Annotated in this window: 16 protein-coding genes; 2 read left to right on the forward strand and 14 right to left on the reverse strand. The window is 38.9% G+C overall.

Annotation, left to right across the window (positions count from 1 at the left end):
• Positions 1-27 precede the first annotated feature (27 nt).
• The gene (locus ACFSR6_RS07550) at positions 28-1284 is read left to right on the forward strand and encodes an arsenic transporter (protein ID WP_379077097.1); all 1257 of its coding nucleotides are present in this window, start codon (positions 28-30) and stop codon (positions 1282-1284) included.
• A 226-nt stretch (positions 1285-1510) separates the two neighbouring features.
• Here the strand turns inward: ACFSR6_RS07550 and ACFSR6_RS07555 are convergent, their stop codons facing one another.
• The 3 genes from ACFSR6_RS07555 to ACFSR6_RS07565 are packed head-to-tail and all read right to left on the reverse strand — an operon-like array spanning position 1511 to position 5882.
• On the reverse strand, positions 1511-2479 hold the full coding sequence (locus tag ACFSR6_RS07555; RefSeq protein WP_379077100.1) for a PorP/SprF family type IX secretion system membrane protein: 969 nt from the start codon (positions 2477-2479) through the stop codon (positions 1511-1513).
• On the reverse strand, positions 2466-2996 hold the full coding sequence (locus ACFSR6_RS07560; protein ID WP_379077103.1) for a gliding motility-associated C-terminal domain-containing protein: 531 nt from the start codon (positions 2994-2996) through the stop codon (positions 2466-2468). The genes ACFSR6_RS07555 and ACFSR6_RS07560 overlap by 14 nt, the downstream gene beginning before the upstream one ends.
• A 9-nt stretch (positions 2997-3005) precedes the next feature.
• A complete protein-coding gene (locus ACFSR6_RS07565; protein WP_379077107.1) occupies positions 3006-5882 on the reverse strand; it encodes a hypothetical protein in 2877 nt (958 codons plus the stop codon).
• A gap of 2326 nt (positions 5883-8208) precedes the next feature.
• Between ACFSR6_RS07565 and ACFSR6_RS07570 the strand changes: the two genes are divergently transcribed.
• Entirely contained in the window at positions 8209-8802 is a 594-nt protein-coding gene (locus ACFSR6_RS07570) for a helix-turn-helix domain-containing protein (RefSeq protein WP_379077110.1), read from the forward strand.
• Between the two features lie 173 nt (positions 8803-8975).
• Here the strand turns inward: ACFSR6_RS07570 and ACFSR6_RS07575 are convergent, their stop codons facing one another.
• The 11 genes from ACFSR6_RS07575 to ACFSR6_RS07625 form a co-directional block, all read right to left on the reverse strand.
• Entirely contained in the window at positions 8976-9605 is a 630-nt protein-coding gene (locus ACFSR6_RS07575) for a helix-turn-helix domain-containing protein (RefSeq protein WP_379077113.1), read from the reverse strand.
• Between the two features lie 884 nt (positions 9606-10489).
• Positions 10490-11638 (reverse strand): redoxin domain-containing protein, encoded by a 1149-nt coding sequence (locus tag ACFSR6_RS07580; RefSeq protein ID WP_379077115.1) that lies wholly within the window; start codon positions 11636-11638, stop codon positions 10490-10492.
• Between the two features lie 6 nt (positions 11639-11644).
• Positions 11645-13273 carry a S41 family peptidase gene (locus ACFSR6_RS07585; RefSeq protein ID WP_379077118.1) on the reverse strand — a complete coding sequence of 543 codons (1629 nt, stop codon included), beginning with the start codon at positions 13271-13273 and terminating at the stop codon, positions 11645-11647.
• Positions 13274-13278: 5 nt separating this feature from the next.
• Positions 13279-15267, reverse strand: a complete 1989-nt coding sequence (locus tag ACFSR6_RS07590; protein WP_379077121.1) for a TlpA family protein disulfide reductase — start codon at positions 15265-15267, stop codon at positions 13279-13281.
• Positions 15268-15277: 10 nt separating this feature from the next.
• Complete coding sequence (locus tag ACFSR6_RS07595) at positions 15278-16651, reverse strand: RagB/SusD family nutrient uptake outer membrane protein (protein WP_379077124.1); 1374 nt, start codon at positions 16649-16651, stop codon at positions 15278-15280.
• A 4-nt stretch (positions 16652-16655) separates the two neighbouring features.
• Complete coding sequence (locus ACFSR6_RS07600) at positions 16656-20255, reverse strand: SusC/RagA family TonB-linked outer membrane protein (protein WP_379077127.1); 3600 nt, start codon at positions 20253-20255, stop codon at positions 16656-16658.
• Between the two features lie 143 nt (positions 20256-20398).
• Positions 20399-21586, reverse strand: coding sequence for a FecR family protein (locus tag ACFSR6_RS07605; protein ID WP_379077130.1), 1188 nt, complete (start codon positions 21584-21586; stop codon positions 20399-20401).
• Positions 21587-21686: 100 nt separating this feature from the next.
• A complete protein-coding gene (locus tag ACFSR6_RS07610; RefSeq protein ID WP_379077133.1) occupies positions 21687-22265 on the reverse strand; it encodes an RNA polymerase sigma factor in 579 nt (192 codons plus the stop codon).
• A 157-nt stretch (positions 22266-22422) separates the two neighbouring features.
• Positions 22423-23595: a type IX secretion system outer membrane channel protein PorV gene (gene porV / locus ACFSR6_RS07615; RefSeq protein WP_379077136.1), complete on the reverse strand. Its 1173-nt coding sequence runs from the start codon at positions 23593-23595 to the stop codon at positions 22423-22425.
• A gap of 41 nt (positions 23596-23636) precedes the next feature.
• Positions 23637-24851, reverse strand: coding sequence for an alginate lyase family protein (locus tag ACFSR6_RS07620; RefSeq protein WP_379077139.1), 1215 nt, complete (start codon positions 24849-24851; stop codon positions 23637-23639).
• Between the two features lie 100 nt (positions 24852-24951).
• On the reverse strand, positions 24952-25896 hold the full coding sequence (locus tag ACFSR6_RS07625; protein ID WP_379077142.1) for an ROK family protein: 945 nt from the start codon (positions 25894-25896) through the stop codon (positions 24952-24954).
• Between the last annotated feature and the right edge of the window lie 31 nt (positions 25897-25927).

A 25927-nucleotide genomic window follows, 5' to 3' on the forward strand; every position in this document is an offset into this window, starting at 1 on the left:
AACCAATATCTTAGCGCTGTAAAAAATATGAATAACATGTTAATCTGGATCATTTCCTTCTTTTCAATAGCGGGTGTGATCATCAGGCCATTTAAAGTTACCGAAGCGGTATATGCCATAATTGGGGCTGCCCTATTATTATTACTCCGGTTGATTACCCCTTCTGATGCCTTTTCTGGGATAGCGAAAGGATTAGATGTCTATTTATTCCTGACAGGCATGATGTTGCTTGCAGAAACCGCCCGGGAAGAAAAACTGTTCGATTGGCTGGCTGCCCATGCCACTTTGAGGGCCAGGGGTTCTTCCGGAAAATTATTTTTGCTGATCTACCTGGTTGGCATTGTGGTAACCACATTTCTTTCCAATGATGCCACAGCCGTTGTGCTAACGCCAGCAGTGGCGGCTGCAGTTAAAGCCGCTAAAGTAGAAAAACCACTGCCCTATTTATTGATCTGTGCTTTCATTGCCAATGCCGCTTCCTTTATACTCCCCATTTCAAACCCGGCAAACCTGGTGATTTATGGCGCACACATGCCATCCTTAATGCATTGGCTCGGCCTGTATCTGATCCCCTCTGTATGTGCCATTACTGTTACTTATTTTATGCTTCGATTTTCACAGCGCGAATGCTTTAAAGAGAAAATCAGAACCGAGATTGATTTGCCCGAATTAAGTACAGGCGGCAAGACTGCTTTAATTGGAATCTGTGGAACTGCTGCAGTTTTACTGGCTGCGTCTGCCTGGAATATTCAACTTGGGCTGCCTACATTGATTACCGGTGTTGCTACTAGTGCAATCGTATTGGCCCGGGCAAGAAAAAACCCTGTGAATATTATTAAAGGCATATCCTGGGCAGTACTTCCCTTAGTGGCTGGTTTATTTATAGTGGTAGAAGGGTTGAATAAAACCGGGATGACACAGCAGCTAAGTACATTATTAAATACTGCTATAGCGCAATCTGAGACGGCCGCCGTGTGGCTGAGTGGCTCCCTAACCGCAGTAGCCTGCAATTTAATGAATAATTTACCTGTTGGTTTAATAGCGGGAAATGTATTACAGAGTTCTTCGCATACACCTGAAATGGTTAAAAGCGCGGTATTGATCGGTGTAGATCTTGGCCCCAATCTCTCTATAACCGGTTCATTGGCTACTATACTGTGGCTGGTGGCTTTAAGACGGGAGGGACAGGAAGTAAGCACCTGGACATTTTTAAAATTGGGAAGCGTAATTATGACTGCTGCGTTAGTAGTCGCGTTACTGTCATTATGGATTTCATCTGTTTAGCATCTTTTTCTTAAATAACTTAAAAACGGTTGTTAAAAAACTTCCACTTTTTTGAAAGAATATCAAATATGCAGGATCCCCACCTCTCAACATCAAAATATTACCCCGTACCTGAGTATTAGACCACGCTGGTATTTTTTGTTTTAACGGACCTGGTATTGGCATTCAAATCGGTAAGCTCAACATTGAGCTTTCTCTTTGCCCGCCTTCTGGTATATTCAACTAATTATTTTCCCATTTTGAGCTTTATTCCAATTTCTACCTCTCCATTACTGTAATTATAAAGGTCTGAAGTATTCGTTGTGTAAAGACATAAAATAGACAACTTTTCCTTATATAAAGTACCAATGCCAACGCTTGTACTATTGGTACTATGGTACATTGCATTAAAAAACAGTTTATTTTCTGAGAGATTTACATTAGCCCCTACATCGACAATATTTTTATAATTTTGAATAGCACGGTAAACAACTTTAGGTTCTACACTGGTGAACCCTGCTGATGACATGGGCAGTTTATAACTGATTGACGAAAAAAATAAGGCTCGGTCTGCCACATTTCGAAGCAAATCTCGCTTTAAAAAACGCTTTAAATTAGGAAGACTTCCCTGTAAAGTTAATCTGTTAAGGCGGAAGGCGATTCCGAAATCCCCGTCAAAGTTAACTTTCCTGTCGTTAAAATTAGAAATAGACACATCATCAAGATCACCTTGTACTTTATATAAATCTATTTTTTCGTCTACTATACCGGCAGAAAGCCCCAAATCAATAAAGTTTTCGTTTTTTTTGCCCATGCCGATATGATAGGCATAACTTATTTTAGTGCCAGTTCTTTTAAAAATTCCGGCACTTTCATTATAAAGGGTAAAGCCCAAACCCACTTTTTTCTTTAAGAGACCATAATCTATGGTAACGGCTTGCATAACTGGTGCACCTTCAATAGCCGTCCATTGCGCTTTTAACGCAGCTGCAACGTTCCATCCTGTATTTGTACCCGCCATAGCCGAATTCATTAAATATTGATTTTGAAAATACATGTTTCCAAATGGGTTAAGCTGTGCATGGATATTTGTCGATATCAATAATAAAGCAACCGTTGCTGTATTCCTTAATAACTTCATCAGTAATTTATTCGTTTTTTGATTTTTGATCTGCTCAACAGATACTATAGCTGTTTTAATATTATTGCCGATCATCGCGAACAATTGAAATAAATCCCCTGATTAAACCTTTCGATTTACCTAAATCAATAACATAATAATAGCTGTCTTCGAAAAGTTGCTTACCATTAAATGTACCGTTCCAGTCGTTTTTATAATCGGTGGCCCGATAAATTAATCTTCCGGCCCGATCATAGATACTCAAAACACTTCCGGGATAATTTCCCAAACCTTGAACAGTAAAAAAGTCGTTCTTGCCATCGTTATTGGGTGTTATAATATTATTGCGGGCTTTTACATCGGTTAAAAAAGGTATAGCGATGTAGTAGGGTTGTAAAAAGCCCTGACTTAAAAGGAATTGACCTGAAGAATATGTATCTACCAACACCATTTCGGCAAAACTATAATCGAACATAAATTCGTTTACAATACTTGATCCGCTTGCAGCGTTAAGTGTATAAGGCAAATCGATGGTTTGGGCATACGTTGTTTTACCTTTTATCTGGAGCAGAATACATGCTACAAATAATACCAAATATCTATTGTACTTCATCCCGTTCTTTTAGTTTTTCAGGTACTCGATTACAATTTCATAATTACCTGCCTTATTTGTAGTAATTGTAGTACCCGCTCCGGTAATGAGCTTGTTTGTTGTGTAATCGTAGCTGTAGATATCTCTGCTTACTCCGTTATTACCTGTATTGATAATGGTAATGCCAATAATTTTTTTAAGATAACCGGATGAAAATACCGTACTTAAATCAAAAGTAGTATTGTCAGCAGCTAAAGTGTAATTAAAGGTTTTCCAGTAAACAGTACTCGTGTTATCGTACCATAACTTGCCTGTTGATTTTTCTGTAGTACTGTAATTGCCTGCTGACAAAGAGTTGATTACGTAGGGATCTAAAGAAGTACCTGTACCTGTTACAGTAATGTTAGTACCGGCAATTGTTTTTCCGCCAATACCCGCTACCCCTTGCGGCCCTTGAGGGCCTGTAGCTCCGGTTGCCCCGGCAGGTCCTTGAGGGCCCTGAGCTCCCGTATTTCCAATCGGGCCAACTGGTCCTTGCGGACCCTGTGCGCCGGTAGCGCCATCAGCGCCAGCCGGCCCCCGAGCTCCAGTTGCACCAGTAGGACCCTGTGCACCCTGAGGGCCCTGTGCGCCAACTGGGCCCGGAGGGCCTTGAGCACCTTGCGCTCCGTTGGCACCATCAGTACCCGCGGGGCCTTGTGGGCCCTGAGCGCCTGTGGCTCCGGCAGGTCCTTGAGGTCCTTGCATTCCGGTTGCACCCGTAGCTCCGGCAGGACCTTGTGGGCCTTGAGCGCCGGTAGCTCCATCGGCCCCTGGAGGACCTTGTGGGCCGCCTGTGACGTTAATAACTGTAGAATTTTGCTTTTCATCGGTGTAAGTAACAGTACCATTGCCATTGTCAACCAGTTTGGTTAAGGTTTCGGCAGATTTTACCAGTGCAGCTGGTGTAATCAAAACAGGTGTTCCAGAAGCATCTGTACTATAAATTTTATTACCATCGGATGCACCTGCTGTTTTTAGTTTAGCGAGGGTTACAGTTGCATCAGCTATTTTAGGTGTAGTAATGGCATTGGCGTTGATATTTGCGGTAACCGCTTTTAATGTAGCACCTGCCCCACCAGAAATGGTTAAATCAGTTGAAGTAAAGTTGTTACCAGTAACTGAAGTCGCGGGGATAATAAGTTTGCTCTCATCTAATTTAATGGTTAACGGTTTTAACGCTGCACCAATGTTGTTGGTTAAAATAATTTTACCGCTGGCATCTGTTGTAACGTCCATACCTGCAACTGAAGAACCGGTAGGTATATTAATAACTGTAGAATTTTGCTTTTCATCAGTATATGTAATGGTACCATTGCCATTGTCAACCAGTTTAGTTAAGGTTTCGGCAGATTTTACCAGTGTAGCTGGTGTAATCAAAACAGGTGTTCCAGAAGCATCTGTACTGTAAATTTTATTACCATCGGATGCACCTGCTGTTTTTAGTTTAGCAAGGGTTACAGTTGCATCAGCTATTTTAGGTGTGGTAATGGCATTGGCATTGATATTTGCGGTAACCGCTTTTAATGTAGCACCTGCCCCGCCAGAAATGGTTAAATCGGTTGAAGTAAAGTTGTTGCCGGTAACCGAAGTCGCTGGGATAACAAGTTTGCTCTCATCCAATTTAATGGTTAACGGTTTTAACGCCGCACCAATGTTGTTGGTTAAAATAATTTTACCGCTGGCATCTGTCGTAACGTCTTTGCCTGTAGCCGGTAAAGAACCGGTAGGTATATTAATAACTGTAGGATTTTGTTTCTCATCCGTGTAAGTAATGGTACCGTCACCATTGTCGACCAGTTTGGTTAAGGTTTCGGCAGATTTTACCAGTGCGGCTGGCGTAATCAAAACAGGTGTTCCAGAAGCATCTGTACTATAAATTTTATTTCCATCTGATGCACCTGCTGTTCCTAGTTTAGTGAGGGTCACAGTCCCATCAGCTATTTTAGATGTAGTAATGGCATTGGCATTGATATTTGCAGTAACAGCTTTTAATGTAGCGCCTGCCCCACCAGAAATGGTTAAATCGGTTGAAGTAAAGTTGTTACCAGTAACTGAAGCCGCGGGGATAACAAGTTTGCTCTCATCTAATTTAATGGTTAACGGTTTTAATACTGCACCAACGTTGTTGGTTAAAATAATTTTACCGCTGGCATCTGTTGTAACATCCATACCTGCTATAGATGCTGCTGCAATAGTGGCAGTTTGAGTATTTCCTGATTGATCTATATAACTAAAGGTCTTAGTATTGGCGTTGTAAGTTACCCCGTTTTTAGCATTACCGATTAATTGTTCGAGTATAGTTTTTACCGATGGATTGTTAACGATATTGCCGAAATTATTAGTTACATCGCCTACTACATCAATTTTAATCTCTGCACCCGATTCGTTTTTATATGTATAAGTTCCGCTATTGTTATTTACCAAAGTGGTAACAGTTTCAGGTTTAGGAGCCGGGGCGTTTGCCGCATAAATGGCGTAAGGAACGCTTAACAATTGCGATGTACCAGCAGTAAAATAGTTATTTCCATTGTTAATATCAACCTCAACTTTAATGTATTTAAGACCTGATGCCCAGCTTACAGAAGCAATGCTTCCACTCGTTGTAATTGCTCCCGGGCTACCAATAGCAACACTATAAAGCCCCAAAGCATTTGTGTTAATGCTTCTCGACTCTGAATATTGAACGTTTCCGTCAGCAGAACCATCCAAAATACTTAAACGTAATGAGATTGTTTTGTTTGCGAGTGGTGTACCATTTGTGTTCCTTACTGCTCCCTGATAATTAAACTGTAGTGGCGCCTGACCAAAAGATTTTATCGCAAATACGACAGAAAAAAAAAGAAATAGTAAAAGTTTATTCTTCATACAGAGTTGTTCGTGTTTGCGGCAAATATGATCGATTCGCCTTTTCAAATTAAAAATCTTAACAATAAAACAGCACTTCCCATTGGAGATTACAAGTAAAATAATACTGTACAGTTACCATTGTAATGTTAAAGATTACAGGTAAACTTGTTTAAAATGAAAGGTTTATCACCCTGCCCGGATGAAATAAAATCACAAGTAATGTAAAATCAGTCAAATTAATCTGAATAAGTAAAGTGGAAATGGTTTTAAGAGCCATTTTTTGTCTACAAATATTTCAGCCCCTCAAACCATACTGTTGAAAAAACAAATCACCCGGTATGACCGTAATTTTGTTTCAATTTATTGATGGGTTAATCATCAAAGAAAAACAGCTTCAAATATCTCCTCACCGAAAATAAAGAGTTTGTTTTATCTAAATTGATAGCCTTTAATTCATAATACCGAAATGGAAGAGAACAGCCTATAAGGATGATTGGTACTGGGCCAATTCAGAATATCCTTAAATCTCATATTATTCGTCTCGATCACAAGGTCCTCTGTAGTTCTGCCTGATCCTCTCAGAAATCCAATTTACGACCAGCAATGTTAATACGCTCAAAAATATTATACAGATACGATTTGTTAAATTCATAGCAATTTATTTATAAAAAAGTTCTCCATATTGCCCACTAAGGCGCAATAGGTTTAGTTCTAATGTTTAAAGAGCATATTTTATTTTATCACCACAGCACACAGGTTGCAGAAATAAAAAATTGCGGCAGGCATCCACCATATCCGCAATTCATCCATCTATTAGCTAAATCCTCATAAGAGTCATGTTAAAAAAATTATTACTTATATATTTTATACTTATACTATTAGGTTCAAATTATTCAGAGATCTTTACTCTCTTTAAAAAGGAACTTATGCTCATCCGAGCATAAGATTCCTTTTATCATCGCCTTAGGTAAGAAAAAATTACCGCCTTATTGTGTGTTATACATGCCACAAATATATCACTGGTATTTGCGCATTGTGTAAACGTTAATAACAAGATTATGTTCCCCAAATGATAGACACATTGGGTTAGAGGATTACAAACAGCTTGTAAATCAATTAAACGGGCTATTTAGATATATAAAAAGCTATATAAGGCTATAAAAATGATTTTTCTACACAAAAGTCAGTTTTTTGATTTTTTTTTAGAAAAAAACTGACTCATGATATCATATCCACAAGCTTTTTAACAAAAATTATTTACGGAAAAGTCCAAATGCAAGATTTTTGAGACAAAACAACACAAAACCACACTTATATAAGTACAAAACGCGTTCAATTTATTACTTATTAATTATTTAAGATTTTTCAGCGGCCTGTAGTTTGGTTTAATTCTGAAATTATTAAAATAAACACAAATTAGTTGTAAAAAAATCATTACGAAATTGATTTCTTTTTGTATTTTCACGGCACTAACTTTTTATTGATATTAAATGAGTAACCGTAGTCGTGGTTATCCCTTTTTAATTGATATTGCTGCCTATAAGATTTTATAAATTAAACGGAATTGTATTTTTATCAAATAGTCTCTTTCTCTTTTAATCATGAAAAAAATCATTTTATTAAGCCCATTCTTTACAACAATTAACGATCAAGATTTATACAATGGCGATTGTTCTCTCTAACCCATTTTCCCTATAAAATATATTAAAGGGGTAATTATTTATTTCAAGAACAAATAGGATTTTATCCAATTCTGTTTATTGTAAAAAATATCTCCCTCAAACATGTACTATTATTCATATACCTGTCTGTACATTTTATCCCAAATGTTAAGGCAGAGAAGTGGCCATTTTATTGGCTGGTAAAAACAAATATGTTAACAATGATTATGCTTTTTAGATTGCTCCTGTTATGTCCGGGCTTTGTTCTGATATTAAAAGGGCGAAAAAATTTCCTTACTATTTCAGGATTATTCTTGTTGAAGCTTACACAAATCTTTATCCTTTTTTATGCCAATAAAGAAACTAAGAGTTTTCTTAACGCTGATGTAATGATTGCTACAATTCCCATAATATGGGTGTTTTGTAATGAGGGAAAAAGCGCACGAAAACATTTTTTATGGCTTTTTATGCTATCGATTGCATTATTTCTGATCAGGTCTGTTGGGTTGATAGGCAATATTGCAGAGATTATTTTTTACACAAATTTTATTGGGATTTCTACTTTGATCCTTGTCAGGTGTATTTGTTGCTTCAGGCTTTATACGGCGAAAACTTCTTTTGATAATAATAAGCCAATAACTGATTGGGTAAAGTATTTATTATTATTTAGTATACTGGAATGCATGGTTAAGTTTTTGGTTTTTTTTGAAATTGGTATTATAAAACTTCCCCCAGGTTTTGGTGATGATATCTTCCAGTTCCTAATGTCTTTTATCTCTTTACTCTTACTCGCTAAATTAATGAATGCCATTTATTCTAACCAGGTTACCCCTTCTACTTTGGAGGATGAACCGGTTATCGATTATCCAGATGCTGCATCTTCTTATCAGTCTTCAAAACTAAACCAGGATGATATTGAATTTATAACTTCGGAGGTAATGGCCTATCTTGATAAAACAAACAAATACCTGGATTCGAATTTTACATTGGAAAAGCTTTCTGAACTGACAGCTATCCCTAAACATCATATATCTCAGGCAATTAATACTGAAATAAAAAAGAATTTTTACGGCTTGATTTCTGATTATAGAATAAAACATGCAAAAAAACTTCTTTCCGAATTGAGTCACATCAAGGTTGAAACGCTAGCTTACAGTTGTGGTTTCAACTCCGTTAGTTCGTTTTATAAAAACTTTAAAAAACTTAATGGGATGACACCAGCTGAGTATATTGCTATGCAGAACAAAAAATTAAATAAACAGGCAATTGTAGAATAGCGGAATTAAGCAATTATCAGTAACTTTTTTTAGGCAGTACAGATGGAAGCACTTAATTTAAAGGGAGGTTTAAGTACTGCTACAACTAACAATAAAACATTTTAGAATCGCTATTTACCGGTATTTTGGGGCGGTTATTGCTAAGACACGAAACAACTATTATAGTAATAGACTTATCTTTCCAATAAATCATTAGATTTAATATATTCTGAAGGTGTATTACCAGTAAGTTTTTTAAAATAACGGTTAAACGATACCCTGTTACTGAACCCACTTCTAATATAAACATCGTAAATTTTATGTTTATTTTGCTGAAGGAGCGAAAGTGCATGTTCGGCCCTTAAACCATTTAAGTAAGAATAAAAATTCTGACCAATTTTAATATTTAATAACTGGGTAAGATGAGAAGGGGGAATGCGAAGCTTTTTAGCCAATTTTTCGAGCGTAATTTCAGGATCAGTATAAATTTCTTCAACCATCATCACCTGGTTTAAATCATTCAGATATTCATCGAGTTTTTCATCAGATAACCGGCTTTTAGAATAACCTCCCGGGGTTTCAGCCACCAGCATAACCTCCCGGTTTTCTGATACTTGATCATCATCATCATCACATTTGTCGCTAAGCCATTCTGGTAAAATGGTGTTTTGTCGGGTCATCAGATACACACAAGAAAAGAAATACGACCAGCCAAAGGCCCCGATTAATATACAAAAAGGAATTTGCTGGTGATTGAACATAGCATGCGAAAGCTTTTGATGCATTGACCCTTCTATACCAATGATCATCGAAACTGAAACCATTGTTAAAAAAAAGGCATTTAGCACATAAATATTTCTCAACTTCAAATTGACCTGCGAATGATTCATAAGTATGATTAATACACTATAAATAAGGAGCGAAAGGCCTTGAAGGAGATAAAGCAGGTAAAAAAGAGAAATTTTAAGATCAGTATCACTTACAAAAAAAACAATAAAAAAGTAAAGCGCAAATAAGCACAAGACTGTTGTAAAGTGAGTTGCCAAATATTTCAGGTTAATAGGTTTAGTACTGAAGAACCTGATGTGCGTATGGAATAAAGGGCCATACATACTTAAAAAAGGGATTGTTGTTAAGTTAACCTCATTACAGTGATAGTTAAAATAAAACAAGATAGCCGAATTGAGTAAGATAACGGTAGATGTAACTGTAATAACCCAGTAGCCTGTTGTTAAAGTGTTTAACAAAAGACTTACAACTGCCAAAACAATCATGGTAGTTATAAAATAGTTCAATTCAACTATTTTAAAAGTTATCATAGGAATATAAGTTAAGTTAAATGGTATCGTTTCAAAAACAATTAATGATTCATTCTCTGTATACTGTTGAAATACTAGATACGAAAAGCGAATATAAGTATTGGAGCTGGAAGCAGGACTAAAAGAATTTCAATAATCCATTGCCTGTAAAACTCCATCTATTCTAAGCCGCCGATGATGCTTGGATCAGACCAGACCGCATAACCTGATTGTACAATCAGGTTATGCGGTCTGGTCTGAAATGACAGATTATTGGTTCGATCTTTCAAGAAAAATGACAAATTTAGATTTGGAAAATCGAACCGGAAATGCAATTCGCGCAGCATATCTATTGTATCTGGTAAACTGTGTTTAGCACATAAAATTATTACTAACTACAAAGCGCTTATTTATTTAGATTTTTTATCAAATATATCTTTAATTTTCGCTTCTAAGGCCTCACCTCTCAAATATTTAGCTATAATTTTCCCACTTGGATCGATTAAAAAATTCATTGGGATAGCTTTAACCTCATATTTAGCTGCCGCCTCATTTTCCCATCCTTTTAAATCGCCAACCTGTTTCCAGGTCAGTTTATCGTCGGTTATTGCTTTAATCCATTTTGCTTTATCGGCAGCTTTATCAAGCGTAACCCCCAATACTTCAAATCCTTTTGATTTATATTGCTCATAAACCTTAACTAAGTTAGGATTCTCTCTGCGGCAAGGGGCACACCAGGAGGCCCAAAAATCGACCAAAACGTATTTTCCTCGGTAATCAGAAAGCTTAACCATTTTTCCATCCACATCTGGCTGGGCAAAATCCTGGGCTTCTACACCCTCTTGTGTTTTTTTGAATGTGGCAATACGCTCTGCAACCTGTTTTCCCAAATAAGAATTTTTAAGCTCCGGTGAGATGTTCACGAATACTTTTTCCATTTCAACTGCATCAAAACCGGGGCTGAGGGTTGAGTTCAATGCCATTAACGACATGAATTTTGAAGGATTTTGTTTGGCATAGTTAATTTTGGCCTCTAAAATTTCTTTTTCAACTGCTCTCGCACGCATTTCCAGATTGAGGATATACGTCTGATCTTGTTTTTTAGCTTCAGGCTGATCGGCATATTCTTTATTTAATGCCTGTAATTTGGTGTATAACGGGCGCAACATATCATCAACCTTTTTGCTTTCATCTGTTAACGCAGATCCTGTTACTACAGCAGTTTTTATCGAATCTTTTCCGGTAACGGTGATTGTTTCATTCCCTAAAATAAGCGGGATGCCATCAACTTTAATCCTTCTTCCGGGGGTATCAATGGCATTATCGTGCTTTAAACGGAGCACAGCTTCCATAGGTGATGGAACGGAGCCTTTAAAGGTAAAAGCGCCATTAACCAAAACTGCCGAATCCAGTTTCTCTTTTCCTTCGAGCTTAATTAACAGAAAAGCTTTAGCAGGTTTTCCAAGTTTCCCAATCTGGCCTTTGATGATATAGCCGGTTTGTGCAGAAGCTACGATGGTATACATCGTGAGTGCTGCTGCCAATATTATTTTTTTCATATTTTTTTATTTTTTTAATGTTTTAGAGGTAGCTGTATTTTTAGCCGGCTTAGCAGATAAAAACTGGTTATACGTATTTTGGTTATTTAAAATATTCAATGCGGTTGTAAAGGCAGCACTTGCCTCATTCCGAACGCGCAGGGTGTAGCTTTTACCGAGAAATAACATGTCGGCCATAGCAGCTTTTACCTCTACCGCAATCGTTTTTCTGGCTACCTGATCAGTTACCGGGGGAAGTTTTCCTCCCTGTTTAGCTGCGCTGACCATAATCTGGTCAATCAATTTATCGTCAACTTTGAAGGAAACATTAAAAGCCTCAAAATTTGGATATTTATTGATTAAAGCCTGGCGATTTTGTTGCACTTCATTAAAGGCTCCCTGCGTAACTCTGCCACTGCTCATCAACCTATTTAACCACCCACTGTAAAGTGCGGTATCAATTGGAATAAACTTATCCGGCATAATACCGCCACCGCCATATACCACCCTTTTATTGGTAAGTGTGATATGTTTTAACGAGTCGGGAAAATTGATGTGGCCACCCTCAGTAAGTTCGCCAGATGCCATGCGCCTGTTAAAATCTTCAAAATAATCGGTTTTGCCTTTAGCATAAGGCTTTTGAATAGATCTGCCTGAAGGTGTATAATACCTTGCCGCAGTTAAACGGATTACTGAACCATCACTCAAAGACAAACCCTTCTGCATTAACCCTTTACCAAAACTTCTTCTGCCCACTACAACTGCTCTGTCCCAATCTTGTAAGGCGCCGGTTAATATCTCACTTGATGATGCGGTTGATTCATCGATCAATACCACGAGGTCGCCTGTCATAAACTGGCCATAACCTCCTGTTAAGAAATGATCTTTTACTCCGGTGTTGGTTACCGAATAAAAAACCATTTTTTCTGCAGGTAAAAATTCGTCGGCCACGCCAATTGCGGCATCTACAAGACCACCTCCATTTGACTGTAAATCAAGGATCAATTTAGTCATGCCTAAAGCCTTTAATTTTTTAAGGGCTTCGTCCATTTCTCTCCTGGTAGACTGGCTAAAAATAGATAGTGCAATGTAACCCACATTTTTACTCACCATATAACTTGCCGTTATAGAGAGCTCCGCTATCTGCTCTCGCATTACCGTAAATTCGAGCGGTTCTGCCTGTGTTTTGCGAATAATGTTCAATTTCACTGCTTTTCCTTTTTCTCCTCGCAGCAGGCGCATTACTTCCTGGTTTTTTAAACCTTTACCAAAAATAGACTGACCATCAACAACAGTGATTTGATCGCCAACCTGTAAACCTGCACGGGCTGCCGGTCCATCGGGATTAATACCGGTAATGAACGTACTATCGGCAACCATGGCAAATGAAATACCAATGCCGGCAAAACTCCCCGTCATTTGTTCATTCATGGCTTCCACTTCTTCACGGCTAACGTAGCTCGAATGGGGATCGAGACTGCTGAGCATGGCTTTAATCGCAGCATCAACAACCTGCTCATCATTCACCGGATCTACGTAATTATCCTGAATAAGCTTAAGGGCATCTTGTAGTTTTATTTTTGGATTCATCTGAGCCTGGGCGGCCAAAACGATGAAAAAAGTAAAAAAACAAGATATTAATATGTTCTTTCTCATGTGATTTATTTCTCTGCTCTTAATATTTCTATAGCTGTTGATAATTCGTCTTTTAGCTGACTTGGGCTACCGGAGTAACCTTCTGAAGTGTATCTGACCAAACCATTTTTGATAATGATTTTACGCGGAATAGCTGACGACTTGAATAAGGGTACCAGGCTCTTGAAAACCTGGTCTTGCTCTCCTTTAGCCCCAACAGCATCGTGCAACAGATTGAAGCGAAAACCTTTGCTGCGTACATAATTAACCGATTTTGTCTTGTAATCGCCGGTTTGCATGGTACCTATCATATAAACCCCAACTTTAGGATCATTTGCATATTGATCAACCAAAAGCTGCATACCGGGAAATGCTTCAATACACGGCCTGCACCAGGTTGCCCAGAAATCGATCACTATTATCTGATTGGCCCAATCTTTCGAGTTAACCATTTTACCATCGGCATTTTCCAGGCTAAACGGAACTAAAGGATAATTAACCATGTTGGCCATTACATGGGCCCTCATTTCATCTTTTTTATCTGCAGGCGTCAGGTTAGAAAGGTATTGTTCATACCCCTCTTCTTTGCCATTGTGCTCGCTCTTATAAAGCTCTTTTAACTTCACAAACATGATTGGCGTAACTGCGTTTGCAGCCACGCTCGATTCCAGTAGCGGCTTGATTGCTTTTGTATCGTTCAATTTTTCTAAAACGTGGAGGTGCAAGGCATTTAAGTCTGCATTGGAAAAAGTCCCTTTATCTGATAAGAATTTAAAATACTGATTTGCTCCTTCGTAATCTTGCTGGCCATTAGCCAGAAAAATGTGCGTAAATAACCGGTCGTCCATTTGGTTATCGGCATTCTGCTGCGCTTTCTTTGGGTCGTTTCCGAAATCGACCAGGTACGAGCTGTCCTTTTGTCTTTCCAGCAGATAAGGTATAATTACTTTACTATACTGATATAACAGTTTCTGATCGCCCGTGCCCAGAAGCTGTGAGCGGGTTAAATTCCAGCGGTAGATCTCATTGGCTGTTTTGAAGTCGATTTCTTTAAAAAGGCCCAGGAACTTATCATTTTTGCCCGTTTCGAAGTAGGATGTTCCTAAACCTCTAAACACAGTATAATAAATATATTCCTGGCCATCCGGCGATTTTTTCCATTCAGCATAGGGAAAGGCTTTAAGGAAATTTTCTGCACCGGCTTCAAGTGCTGCACCCGATTTCCCTTCGGTACTTTTTATGTAGGCTAAAAACCTCGCCGTACTACTTTTAGGGTAGTTTTTGAAAATGAGTGCCTCTGTTGCTGCCGCTCCCTGTTCATTTTTTAATTTTGTGTAGTAGCGCTGTACCCGGGCCAGAAAATTTTCCGTTAGCTTCGTATTCTTTAACTCCTTTTTTAACAGATCATCCGCAAAAACACCAAAATCTGCGGCTGGCATTGTCAACTCTTTTAAATCAAGATAGTTAAACAATAAAGCGCTTGACAGCTTATGTGATAATTTCTCCTCCTTTTTAAGCAGTGAATCAAGCATCTGCTTATCTTTAGATGGATTGACAAAACTATTCATTTGCCAGTCGGCGGTTATACCTGTCCTTAACGTTCCTTCAGCCAGGTAAGTACCCGGTACCACCTTTGCCTTGTTGTTTAGCACTTCGTGGTAATAGCCTTTGCCGTTTCCGTTATCGCTGGCTTCGGGGTTTTGCAAATCACCCTGATAAAATTTCAAGGCGATAAATGTAGCATGATCCGGTAACTGAAAGCTCCCGATCCACTCTCCATTATCTTTAACCAGAGTTATTGGTGTAGTGTGCCATTTTTGATCGTTATAAACTGCTAAAAGTGCCTTAGGCTCATCGCTAAACTCCAGATCGCCACCTTTTGGCTGGTACTTAAAGCTGGTTTTCTGGCCTTGTTTTAAGGTTTTCGGCTGCCATACTACGGTTTGTGCAGCTAACTGCTGCCCAAAAAAAGGGCAAAGCAGTAGCACACATTTTATTAAAAAATGTTTTTTCATGGATAGTTTTTTATCTTGGATTTTGTTCCAATTCAGGGTTCAGGATAATGTATTTATCTCCTATAGGATATAAATAACTATTTGAATTTGGCTGCAAAGTATAATCTACGCCCTTAAAATTGCGGTTTTTAGTTAACGCAAAATCACTATCGAGGTTAAGTCGTTTCTGATCGAACCAACGCATTCCTGTTCCAAAAAATTCTCTCCGTTTTTCTTCAATTACCATACGCAATGCATCACTGGCATTAGCTGCTGTTAAAGGAGTATAATTGGCTGCTGTAAAACGCTTGATTCTTAAATTATTTACAAGGGCCATAGCATCGGCTGTATTTCCAGCTCTTGCCAGACATTCAGCTTTAATTAACATCATTTCTGGCACAGTAGGGCCGTTATTGAGGATATTATTCTCATTGATCATGTATTTGATAGACGCCCTTCCGGTAAAAGAAGGACTAAACTGGCCCCTAAACCGGCTCCCAACATCTGTGAATAGCTTATAACGTAAGTCAGTTGTTCCTAACGATGCCAGCAGATCACTACTTATCGAAATGGCAGGTAAAGCTACGTTAGCAATTTTCGAAAAGATGATTTCCGGATTCGATAGCCTTACCGGAATGGTGCCCGCTGCGTTCTCGTAAGTTTTCAGATCGAGCAAGCCACTTTGTAATGATAAAGCACTGTCGGCATATAAGGCAGCATTATTAAAATCGCGCATGTTTAAATACGTTTTGGCAAAAATAGCATAGGCTGAAACCTTGGCCGGACGTACATTATAATCAGCAATGGCAGGCAAACGGCTTACTGATGTTCTTAAGTCTTTCAGTATTTGCGTATAAATTTCAGCAACAGGTGCCCTGTTAAGCTTGGTGTATAAATTTGGTGTGGTAAGCAATGGAACGCCTAAGTCGGTAGCAGCAGTTGCACCGTTATACTGCTTCCCATACATGTTCACTAAAATAAGATAGGCATAAGCCCGATGAACCAAAGCTTCGGCATAGATTTTTTGTTTCTCCGCTTCAGTACCATTCTGAGAGGTAAGAACGCCTTCTAATACCTGGTTACATACATATATTGTTTTATACTGTTTTTCCCAGTCGCCATCGCTTTGAGATTCAGAAGTGTATTTAGGCGCCCAGGTATAAACATTACTTAAAATGTCTCCAAGCGAATTTTGCCTCGTAGCATCCGTAATTTCTGTATCATCACCCGATAAGATCGGATAAGAAAAAGTACCTTCCAGAACAGTATTATTATTCATGGTGTTCCTGAAATCGGACGTATATTTTAATGTTCTGATTGATAACTGATCAATCTCCACATATTTTCTGCAGCTTGCCAGGGTAATTGCCAAAGCAAGCAATATAATTGAATATCTATTTTTCATGTTATTATAGCGTTGCATTTATACCAAAAACATAACTAGGTGTAGGGGTTATGCTACCAAAGTTGCCTGTATTAATAAATTCAGGGTCGATACCATCTTTATTGGCCCTCCAAACAATTCCCAGGTTACGCACATTTGCCGAGATTGAAACTGACTTCACAAAATTGCGTGGCAGGAAGCGTTGTGGAACGCTATAAGCCAATGATATTTGCTGTAAACGTATATTATCTGCTTTTCTAACCAAAGCATCTGAATAACGATAACGGTTAATGCTGTTGAAATTAACCCCAGTTATCCCCGGTACATCGGTAAAAGCCTCATCACCTGGTTTTCTCCAGCGGTCGGCCAGTTCACCTTGTCGGCCCAATACCCCAGAGTATGCAAAATCGGCAGTAGTTGGATAATTAGTAACTGCATTTTTTAGGAATACATGCCCAAAGTAACCAACAAATCTTACGCCTAACTCTAACTGACCATAGCTGAAATTATGGTTAAAACCGGCGGTGTAAGGCGCAAACCTATTCCCAACATAAACCAAATCTTCTTTTGTAAAGGCTGTAGTGAGGTTAGTGGTGTTATTGATGATATTATTATTGCGATCGTAAATCTGTGATTGGCCTTTGTTATCTAATCCTGCCCAGCGGTAAACATAAAGTGAGCCTAATGGCATCCCTTCTATTGTAGTACCGGCTCCGGCAATATTACTACCATTGTTTACATAGCGCTGATCTGTAACTGTATTGGTAGTATAACCAAAATTTAGCAGTGATTTCCATCTGAATCTTCCGGCTCTTATCAATTCACCATTTAAGGAGAATTCATAACCATGGCCACTCAAAGTTCCGCTGTTGAATGATAAGTTAGACCAGCCGTAGGTGGCATTATAAGGGAAGGATGCTAAGATACCTACTGTTCTTTTCGTATACACGTCAACACTTCCATTTAGCCTTCCTTTTAAAATGCCGAAATCGAAACCTAAGTTTGCCATTTTTGTGGTTTCCCAACCCAGGTCTGAATTGGCTGGGGTTTCGATATTAGCCACAGGTTGGCCAGTTCTAACATCGGTACCAGAAATATTAATGATGGCTACATTTGTTCCTGCCAATGGTACCACGCCGGCGGTACCTAAAGTTGCACGAACACTAAAGGCATCTAACCAATTTAAATCCTGGAAAAATTCTTCTTTATTAGCGTTCCATCTTAAGCCGACTGACCAAAATGGCTTGGCTCTCTTACTCCTATCTAAACCTAATAAAGTATAGTCATCAAAACGTACACTACCGGTAACAAAATATTTATCCTGATAACTGTATGAGGCATTACTATAATATGATAAATACCTCTTACGGTAAGCCGTTAAACTGCTTAAATTGGCACCTAAAGATTGGCTATAACCATACATAGTTGGATACTGCTGCGTAGGGTTAACGGTTGCAATGGTACGCGTATCAGCATTGTAACCATACCTGGTTTCAGATGTACCATCCGAATTGGTTTCCCTGATTTCGGCACCTGCAATGGCATTAAACTGGTGTTTGCCAGCGATTCTGAAATCTGAATTTAACTGTCCGCGCAATGACATTTCTGATGAAGTAGTTCCATAAGTGATGTAACGCCCGCCATAGAGAAATGCATTTGAGGCTTTAGTATTAGGAGGGGTAAATGTATTTACCAGTATCCTTCCTGCATAGCTATCCAGGTCATCAAGCGTATAAGAATTACCGAATTGGCGCTGATTGGATATGGAAACATCAGCATTTAACCATTTCGCAATCTTACCGTTTAAACCGGCACTCATTCTAAGTACATTGTTTTTGGCGATAGAATTTGAATAATTTAACTCATCAAGTGTATTGTAAGTAAAGGGTAAATAACCCTGTGCCACCATTTTATTTGCTAAAACATCGGTAATGATAATATTTCTGCCGATGCTGTTGCCATTAGCATCCACTATTAAATCATATGGGCGTAATGCTGTAGTGCTTACTGATAGTGCATTTACCGCTGCAGCATTGTATTGCGATTTAGAATATTGATAATTAAACAGTGCCCTTAAGGTTATTTTTTTATTAAAAAAATCAGTTGATGTATTGGCATTTACAAAAGCATTTTCGCCATAATTGCTTTTAAAAATGGGGTTATCTTTGGTATAATTTCCAGATATGTAATAGGTACTGTTTTCAGATCCGCCCGAATAGGAAAGGTTATACTGATGATTAGTAGCATTTTGCAGTAAATATTTTTCGATTTGGGCCATACCATCTCTCGATGCAATTTCTGCTAATGCAGCATCGCGCTGTGCAGCAGTTGCAGTACCGCGTTTAACCCTGAACATCCATTCTGTGGCCTCACTATTATTTGGGGTATAAATTTCATTTCCCGACGGTGCCGCTAAAGGATCAACCAATAGCCCTTTATCAACCATTTCCTTTTCCAGATCAATATACTGGGCACTATTCATCCAGTGCAAATCGGCAATAGAAGGATTTTTAGAGATGCCAAAAAGATAGCTTACATTTAGGGAAGGCGCTATTTTTTTACCTTTTTTAGTCTCAATAACAATTACTCCGTTAGCTGCTCTCGAGCCCCAAATAGAAGTAGCTGAAGCATCTTTCAAGAAAGTAATCTGCTCAATATCGGCCATGTTTACACTACTGATTACAGAATTACCAAAAGTATTACCACTAACAGGATTAGTCAATGTTGCCCGGTCGCTCGGATTCATCAAAGGAAATCCATCCACCACAATAAGTGGAATTCCATTGCTTCCGCTATAATTATTTACCCCTCTAATCTGTACGCTATTACCTTTTATATCGAACTTCACGCCGGCTACCTGTCCTTCTAAGCGTTCGAGGATATTTACAGCCGGATTAGCTTGTAATTCTTTACCGGTTATTACTGCATATGCTCCGGCAGCACGTTCTTTACTGATACTCTGGTAACCATTTGATACTATGCTAACTTCTTCCAGGCTTGAAGTAACCGGGTGAAGTACAACGTAATAGGTGATGGTTTTTCTATCTACAAATATTTCTTCTCCTTTGTAGCCTATGTAGTTAATCTGCAAAACGTAACCATTGGCGGGCACGTCTTTAATAACAATATCACCCTCTTTATCAGTGACGTACATTTTGTTAATGGTTTTATTATACACGTTGGCTCCAGGGAGCGGATGCCCTAACGAATCCCTAACGGTTACCTTAACATCAATTGCTGTTACCATATCAACCAGTTTATCTTCAATACTTCTTTCTTTAATTACAATGGTTTTACCATCTACAGAAAAAGTAAGTGCCTGGTTGTTTAATGATTTTTGAATGGCTTCTAATACATTAACCTGGTTTACAGCAATCGAAACGGGCTTAGCATCAAGAATAATGTTGAGGTCGTAAATGATATCGTAACCGCTTTGTTTGCGTATTTCTTTCAGCACTCGTTCTAACGGCGCATTTTTTTCAACGATAGAAACTTTTTGTGCCCTGGTAGATGCACTTAATTGCATTAAAGCAGCCAAGAAAATCACAGTCGTTAGTCGCATAACGAGTAGCAGTTTACGGAGCTGCCTGTTGGGCAGCCCGAGTGAAGTAAAATTTTTATACATTTGTTTGTTTGGTTTATTGCATTTGGCCCAGGCTTCGAAATCAAGACCTTATGCAGTGATTAGTTGATTATTTATAGTCGACTGCCAAAGTATCCAGGGGTGCCGCCAAGCACTTCTGGTTTTTTTTGGGAATCGTTTTTTATTTATTTAGAAACGATTACCCTCCTTCCTTCAAGTTTAAAGTGTACTTTTCCTGTTAACTGAATATGGTTAAGTACTTCTGAAATATTTGTACCTCTAGACATCCAGCCACCAAGCATTAAATTTTCAGGTGCGGTTTCGTCATAAACTATTTCCACATCGTACCATCGGGCTACCTTTCTCATCGCGCTGCGTAAATCTTCCCTAAATACAAACTCTCCATTTTTCCAGGCCACCGCCATTTCAGTATCTGCCTCTTGTACCTGTATGTCTTCATTACTCAGCTTTGCCAGTTGCCCTGGTTTAAGCAGTATAGTTTTGTTATTGTTTAAAGCAACGCTCACGCTACCTTTTAGTAACGTAGTTTTAACAAAAGGCTCATCGGCATAAGCGTTGATATTGAAATGTGTTCCCAGCACCTCCACTTTTTCTGATTGCGCCTGGTTTTTAATAACCAATACAGAGAAAGGTACTCTCCCTCCAATTCGCTCCAGGTGTGCCACTTCAAAATATCCCTCACCTGTTAGGGTTACGCTCCTTCCGCTTGCCGCAAAAGTTGTCGGGTATTTTAAAGATGATCCGGCATTTAGCCAAACTTTCGACCCATCAGGCAAAATAACGGTGTATTGTCCGCCAACAGGTGTGGTAATGGTATTAAAGTCAGTGCTTTTACCTTTTGTATTTACAACTTTATAAACCAAAGTGCCGTCTTCAGATTTGGTGATTTCAATTCCCGCTTCGGTTGCGATTTTGCCTACAACATCTTTGTTTAAATTAATTATCCTTCCATCAGATAAAGTCAATATTGCCTTATCGGTACCAGCAGGTAGATCATATTTTTTTGCTATTACAAACTTGTCATAAGTGGTACTTTTATTCATTAGCATGAGGTAAGCTATGCCAGCAATTAATAATATGCTTGCAGCAATCCCTATTGAAATTATTCTTTTATACGGATTACTTAGTTTTTGAACTTTTGGTAATTCCTGTACTGTTGGTGAAACATCAGAAAGAATTTTGGTCCAGATTTTTGCTTCTAACTTTTCATATTCTAATTCTATTGGCGGATCGTCCGATTTATTTTCTTCAGCTTTTAACAAATACCAGGTTTCTATCTGGGCGTTTTGTTTTGCATTAAGCTTATTATTCAGATAGTCTCCGATAAATCTACTTATAGTTTGTTTGTTCATGTTTTTTACAGGCAGTATAATAGTATGACAGGTAGCTCAGGTCAATGTTGTATTCAACATTAAAAAAAAGTTACTTTTTTATCAATTTATTAAGAAAGCGCTATAACGAGATAAAGAAAGAGGGCAAATGATTACCAAATTTGGTACGCAAGGTAGAAATGGCCTTGTTCATCTGCGTTTTAACAGTGAGTTCAGAGATATCCATAATACCTGCAATTTCTTTGTAGGAAAGATTTTGTTTTCGTTTTAATTCGAAAACCTCACGCATCCGCGGAGGAAGTTTTTCAATTTCCTCTTCAATAAGTTTGGCTAGAATGCGTTCTCTGATGCGGTGATCGGTAATTTCCTGTGCCTGATCTAAAAATTGGCCAAGATCTGTTAAATAAGCATGATGCACCTGATTTTTACTAAAAAAATTCAAAATTGCATTTCTTGTGGAAACATAAAGATATGCCCCAATTGAAGTGTCAGCTGGCAGTTGAGGTGCTTTCTGCCATAACTTTGTAAACACCTCCTGCACTACATCCTCACTCTCATTCTCCTCTTTGAGCATCCGCAGGGCATGTTTATAGAGTAATGGCCAATACCTGCTGTAAATTTCTGAAAAAGCTTTATTATCCCGACCTATTAATAGCGAAAGTAATTTTTCATCATCATATGTGGCATACTCGGGAATCATCAACAAGTAAAAATATAACTTATTGCTTAAATTTAAAAACAAAGCCTTTCGGGATTAAACCCTTGTGTAAGGGCATTAAAGTCCCCCTATTCAATAACCGCTCTTATTTTCTTTCCTATTAAGCCTTAAAAGTATTTATGGTTCAACCTATTGCATCTTATCTGATTTTGCCAAAGTGTGCCTGCAAACCAAATCTTAGTGTATTTCTTAAAGGACTCTGTCCTGATCCGATCAGATATGAAAAATCGAAGGCCAAACTGCTGTAACGAACACCAAGGCCAAGCGTAAAGTAAGAATTATCAGCCTTTTGAGGGTTTTGATAAAGGTATCCTGTACGCAGGTAGAGTGCATCTTTAAAACTCACCTCTGTGCCTGCAGATATCCCTACTTCCTGGAGCTCTTCCCTGAAACCTCCGGGTGCATCACTGAAAGAGCCAATTATACCTGCTGGTACCGAACGATCAGGATCTTTACCTTTTACTATATTTCCGTCAGCATCGTAAATGGGTTGGGTTGGTGCCATGAGTTTATTAAAATCAAGCGCAAAAGTAACTTTTGTTGTTCCCTCGCCCATTTTAAGTGCAGAGCCGATTTTAAAGTTTGCCGGGAGGAAATAGGATTTGAGCGAATTGCCGTAAATCATCTTGGTACCTATATTAGAGAGGCCAATGCCAAAACTCAATATTGCCGGAGTTCCTCCCAATTGGATTTCCGATTTTTCAAGCGCTGAAACATCTACAGCCACTGCTTTACCTGCACGTACATTGTTTACTGCGCCTCCTCCAATTAAGTTACTGCTGATATAACGTAAGTTCCCTCCAAGGGCAAATCCGGGCCCGAGTTTTAATGCATAGCCTATATCGAAGGCAAATTCGCTTGGATTATAAACACCGAGATCCTGAAAATTATCGTCGCTAAAATTTACATTACCGATTGAAAAATACCTCAATGATGCTGAAACTGTATTACGTTCATTCAATCTGTAGTAGCCTGTAAGCAAAGAAATGCTCATGCCGGAAGCAAGCTGCCTGAGCCAGGGGCTGTATGAAAAAGAGGCACCAATATCTCCTTCTGGCAGGAATGCCAATGCCGAAGTATTGATGGTGCTGGCATTAGCATCGGCATCAAGCGCAACACCGGCATTCCCCATGGCAGCCGACCTGGGTTGTGGGGTAATAAGCAGGAATGGTACTGCGGTATAGATATTACTCAAGCGGCTAGCATCTGTCTGGATACCCCCTATAGACTGGGCATTACTGCTGTAAAGTGATGCTGTTAGGATAATAGCAAGCCAATATTTAATTGGCTTTACTGATAAATTGATCTTCATAATAGGTTAATTTGATGATGGCCTGATCATACCAGAAAAAATTAGCGCGAGTACATTAAGGTTCCAAAACCAAGCTGATCAAATCCGCCGCTGTTTGGCCCGTAATTTCCGCCACCTCCCTCTGGTCTAAGTTTACTTGCAAATTGCTGCGAATAAGTAGCTTTTAATCCTTTTATCTTTGCGTAATGATTAAAAATCAGTTCCCAGCAAGGGCGTACATTTCCTCTGCCTCCACTTGATACCACTTTATGTTCAATACCCGGATCGCAATTTTTATAGGGTAAAAATGGCACATCATTGGTGGTATTAACATTATACTTTGCAGTATACTCGGCAAGGGCCAATACGCGGTTATTATCGAAAGCAAAAAGATCGATGCCAATATTATAAGCCATTTGACAAAAAGCACCATAAAGAGAAATGTTGAGTGTAGCATGTCCCTGATCCCTGCCCGATTCCTGTCCCTGGCCCAGATCTTCATCCCCTACTTTATGCCTGTAAACAACGGCTTTAAAAATATTTCCGTTTCCTATCCCATTTTTAAAATAATCAACAGCATAGTTAATCTTACTCTGATCATCCGTTAAGATACCGATAGAAAGAATGGTTGTCATGTTGGCGATATCCCAGTTAGTCCAGTAGTGAGTAGCGCAGGTTCCGTTATGGCGTTGCAGAAAATCGAGGGCCAGCGGATACCAAACATTTAACATCCAGTTTTGAAAGGTTTTAAATTCAGCTGCCTTCCAGCCAGAATAGCCTCTTACCAGCTCTGCGGCATTAGCAAACTGATACCCGTAAATGCCAGAGGCCAAAAATTTATTTGAATTACCGGTTATACTTTTATTGGTAATTGCCCATGCATTTAAAATCTGGACAGCCTTATCGGCATATTTTGTGTTTCCGGTTAAATTATACATCAAGCCAAGCTGATAGGCTGCGGCAGCATCGCGATAGGCGTTACTGTAATTATCGGGGTCTGGCTCCTCGCGTGTTTTGCCTCCGCGAACGATCTTTATTTGTGGATTAGCAACATAGTTGAGTGATACGAAACCGCTTGCAGCCAATACATCAAATCCGGCTTTCCAGGGTTGAAGATTACGAGCGAGTTTGCTTTTAATAAATTCAAAATCACTTTTCGTATGCAGCATTGCCGGATGAGTTATGGTTATTTTATTGGCCTGAAGTGCTGCCTTAACAAAAGTTTGTTTCCGGGTATTGCTTAACAGCTTATTTTCGCAAATTATCAATAGAAACAAGCATATTATTAAACTGGATATGCTGAAATAATTCTTCATAATGATCAGTAATTTATGGTTCGGACTAGCCTGGTGTTTATCAAAATGATTTAACTGATAATCAATGGGTATCGAGACTTGTAATTTCCCTGGATGGTAACGTGGCATTTTCTCCTGACCGGTTCCCGTTCAGGTAATATGCCATACCAAGCATTGCCGCATCTTCTCCCAGGGCAGATGGTACAACCTGAACATCAATTCCAAGCTTAACCAAATTCGCATTAACCTGATCGAGATACAGCGGATAAGCTTTTGCGATATTTCCGCCGACAACAATGGCACCCTGGCGCTCACGGATGCTGAAATTATATAAAAATTCGCTCAAATTTGTTATAAAATCGCCTACGATGCCCAAAGCCAGTGGATCGTTAGATGCGGCTAAGTCAAAAACAGGTTTGGCATCGGCAATCTCTTTCCCGGTGAGCTCCCTATAGCGGCAAACAAACCACCTGGTTGATAAGTAATCTTCTACAATTCCATCTTTAAAAGGCGAAATGCCCAAATTCGCATCAAGGGTAGTTCCGGCAGTATGAATGGCTGAGCCTACTCCTGTGCCTAACGTTATTCCCAATGCGGTTGATACGTGTTTTACTGCGCCACAATATGCCTCACCATGCAGAAAGGCTTCTGCATCATTTCTGAAAATAATATTTTCTTTGGGTATGGCTAATTTGATACTAAGATATGCGCGGATATCGGCTTTGTAAAGCGATTCGAGCTTATTCATACCTGTAATCAAAGAAATGCCGCGCTCATAATCAAAAGGACCGGGCATTGCTATTCCAATTTTCACATTTGGTCCGTTAACTACTCCCAGTTCAATGCTTCTTTTAATACAGTTTATCCAAACATCCAAAATTTCTTCCGGCACTCCGTTGTCTTTAACTTTTTCTCTTGAGTAAGACTTAGAAACCACACGTGCATTGGCCATATCTATCAGCGAAGCTGTAATGTGCGAGCCCCCAATATCGACGCCAAGTAAAGATTCTTTATGTTCCTTGAGCATGTAAATGTTTTATTTATTGGTAGACAAATAA

Origin of the sequence: Pedobacter vanadiisoli, from assembly GCF_042684385.1 — a bacterium.
GTDB classification, from domain to species: domain Bacteria; phylum Bacteroidota; class Bacteroidia; order Sphingobacteriales; family Sphingobacteriaceae; genus Pedobacter; species Pedobacter vanadiisoli.

Excerpts from the sequence above, each read along its gene's own strand:
- ACFSR6_RS07570 (WP_379077110.1), top strand. The coding sequence starts at position 8,209 with ATGGTTAAGTTTTTGGTTTTTTTTGAAATTGGTATTATAAAACTTCCC.
- ACFSR6_RS07595 (WP_379077124.1), bottom strand. The coding sequence starts at position 16,651 with ATGAAAAATAGATATTCAATTATATTGCTTGCTTTGGCAATTACCCTG.
- porV (WP_379077136.1), bottom strand. The coding sequence starts at position 23,595 with ATGAAGATCAATTTATCAGTAAAGCCAATTAAATATTGGCTTGCTATT.
- ACFSR6_RS07590 (WP_379077121.1), bottom strand. The coding sequence starts at position 15,267 with ATGAAAAAACATTTTTTAATAAAATGTGTGCTACTGCTTTGCCCTTTT.
- ACFSR6_RS07580 (WP_379077115.1), bottom strand. The coding sequence starts at position 11,638 with ATGAAAAAAATAATATTGGCAGCAGCACTCACGATGTATACCATCGTA.
- ACFSR6_RS07575 (WP_379077113.1), bottom strand. The coding sequence starts at position 9,605 with ATGGTTTCAGTTTCGATGATCATTGGTATAGAAGGGTCAATGCATCAA.
- ACFSR6_RS07565 (WP_379077107.1), bottom strand. The coding sequence starts at position 5,882 with ATGAAGAATAAACTTTTACTATTTCTTTTTTTTTCTGTCGTATTTGCG.
- ACFSR6_RS07625 (WP_379077142.1), bottom strand. The coding sequence starts at position 25,896 with ATGCTCAAGGAACATAAAGAATCTTTACTTGGCGTCGATATTGGGGGC.
- ACFSR6_RS07585 (WP_379077118.1), bottom strand. The coding sequence starts at position 13,273 with ATGAGAAAGAACATATTAATATCTTGTTTTTTTACTTTTTTCATCGTT.
- ACFSR6_RS07600 (WP_379077127.1), bottom strand. The coding sequence starts at position 20,255 with ATGTATAAAAATTTTACTTCACTCGGGCTGCCCAACAGGCAGCTCCGT.
- ACFSR6_RS07605 (WP_379077130.1), bottom strand. The coding sequence starts at position 21,586 with ATGAACAAACAAACTATAAGTAGATTTATCGGAGACTATCTGAATAAT.
- ACFSR6_RS07550 (WP_379077097.1), top strand. The coding sequence starts at position 28 with ATGAATAACATGTTAATCTGGATCATTTCCTTCTTTTCAATAGCGGGT.
- ACFSR6_RS07610 (WP_379077133.1), bottom strand. The coding sequence starts at position 22,265 with ATGATTCCCGAGTATGCCACATATGATGATGAAAAATTACTTTCGCTA.
- ACFSR6_RS07555 (WP_379077100.1), bottom strand. The coding sequence starts at position 2,479 with ATGATCGGCAATAATATTAAAACAGCTATAGTATCTGTTGAGCAGATC.
- ACFSR6_RS07560 (WP_379077103.1), bottom strand. The coding sequence starts at position 2,996 with ATGAAGTACAATAGATATTTGGTATTATTTGTAGCATGTATTCTGCTC.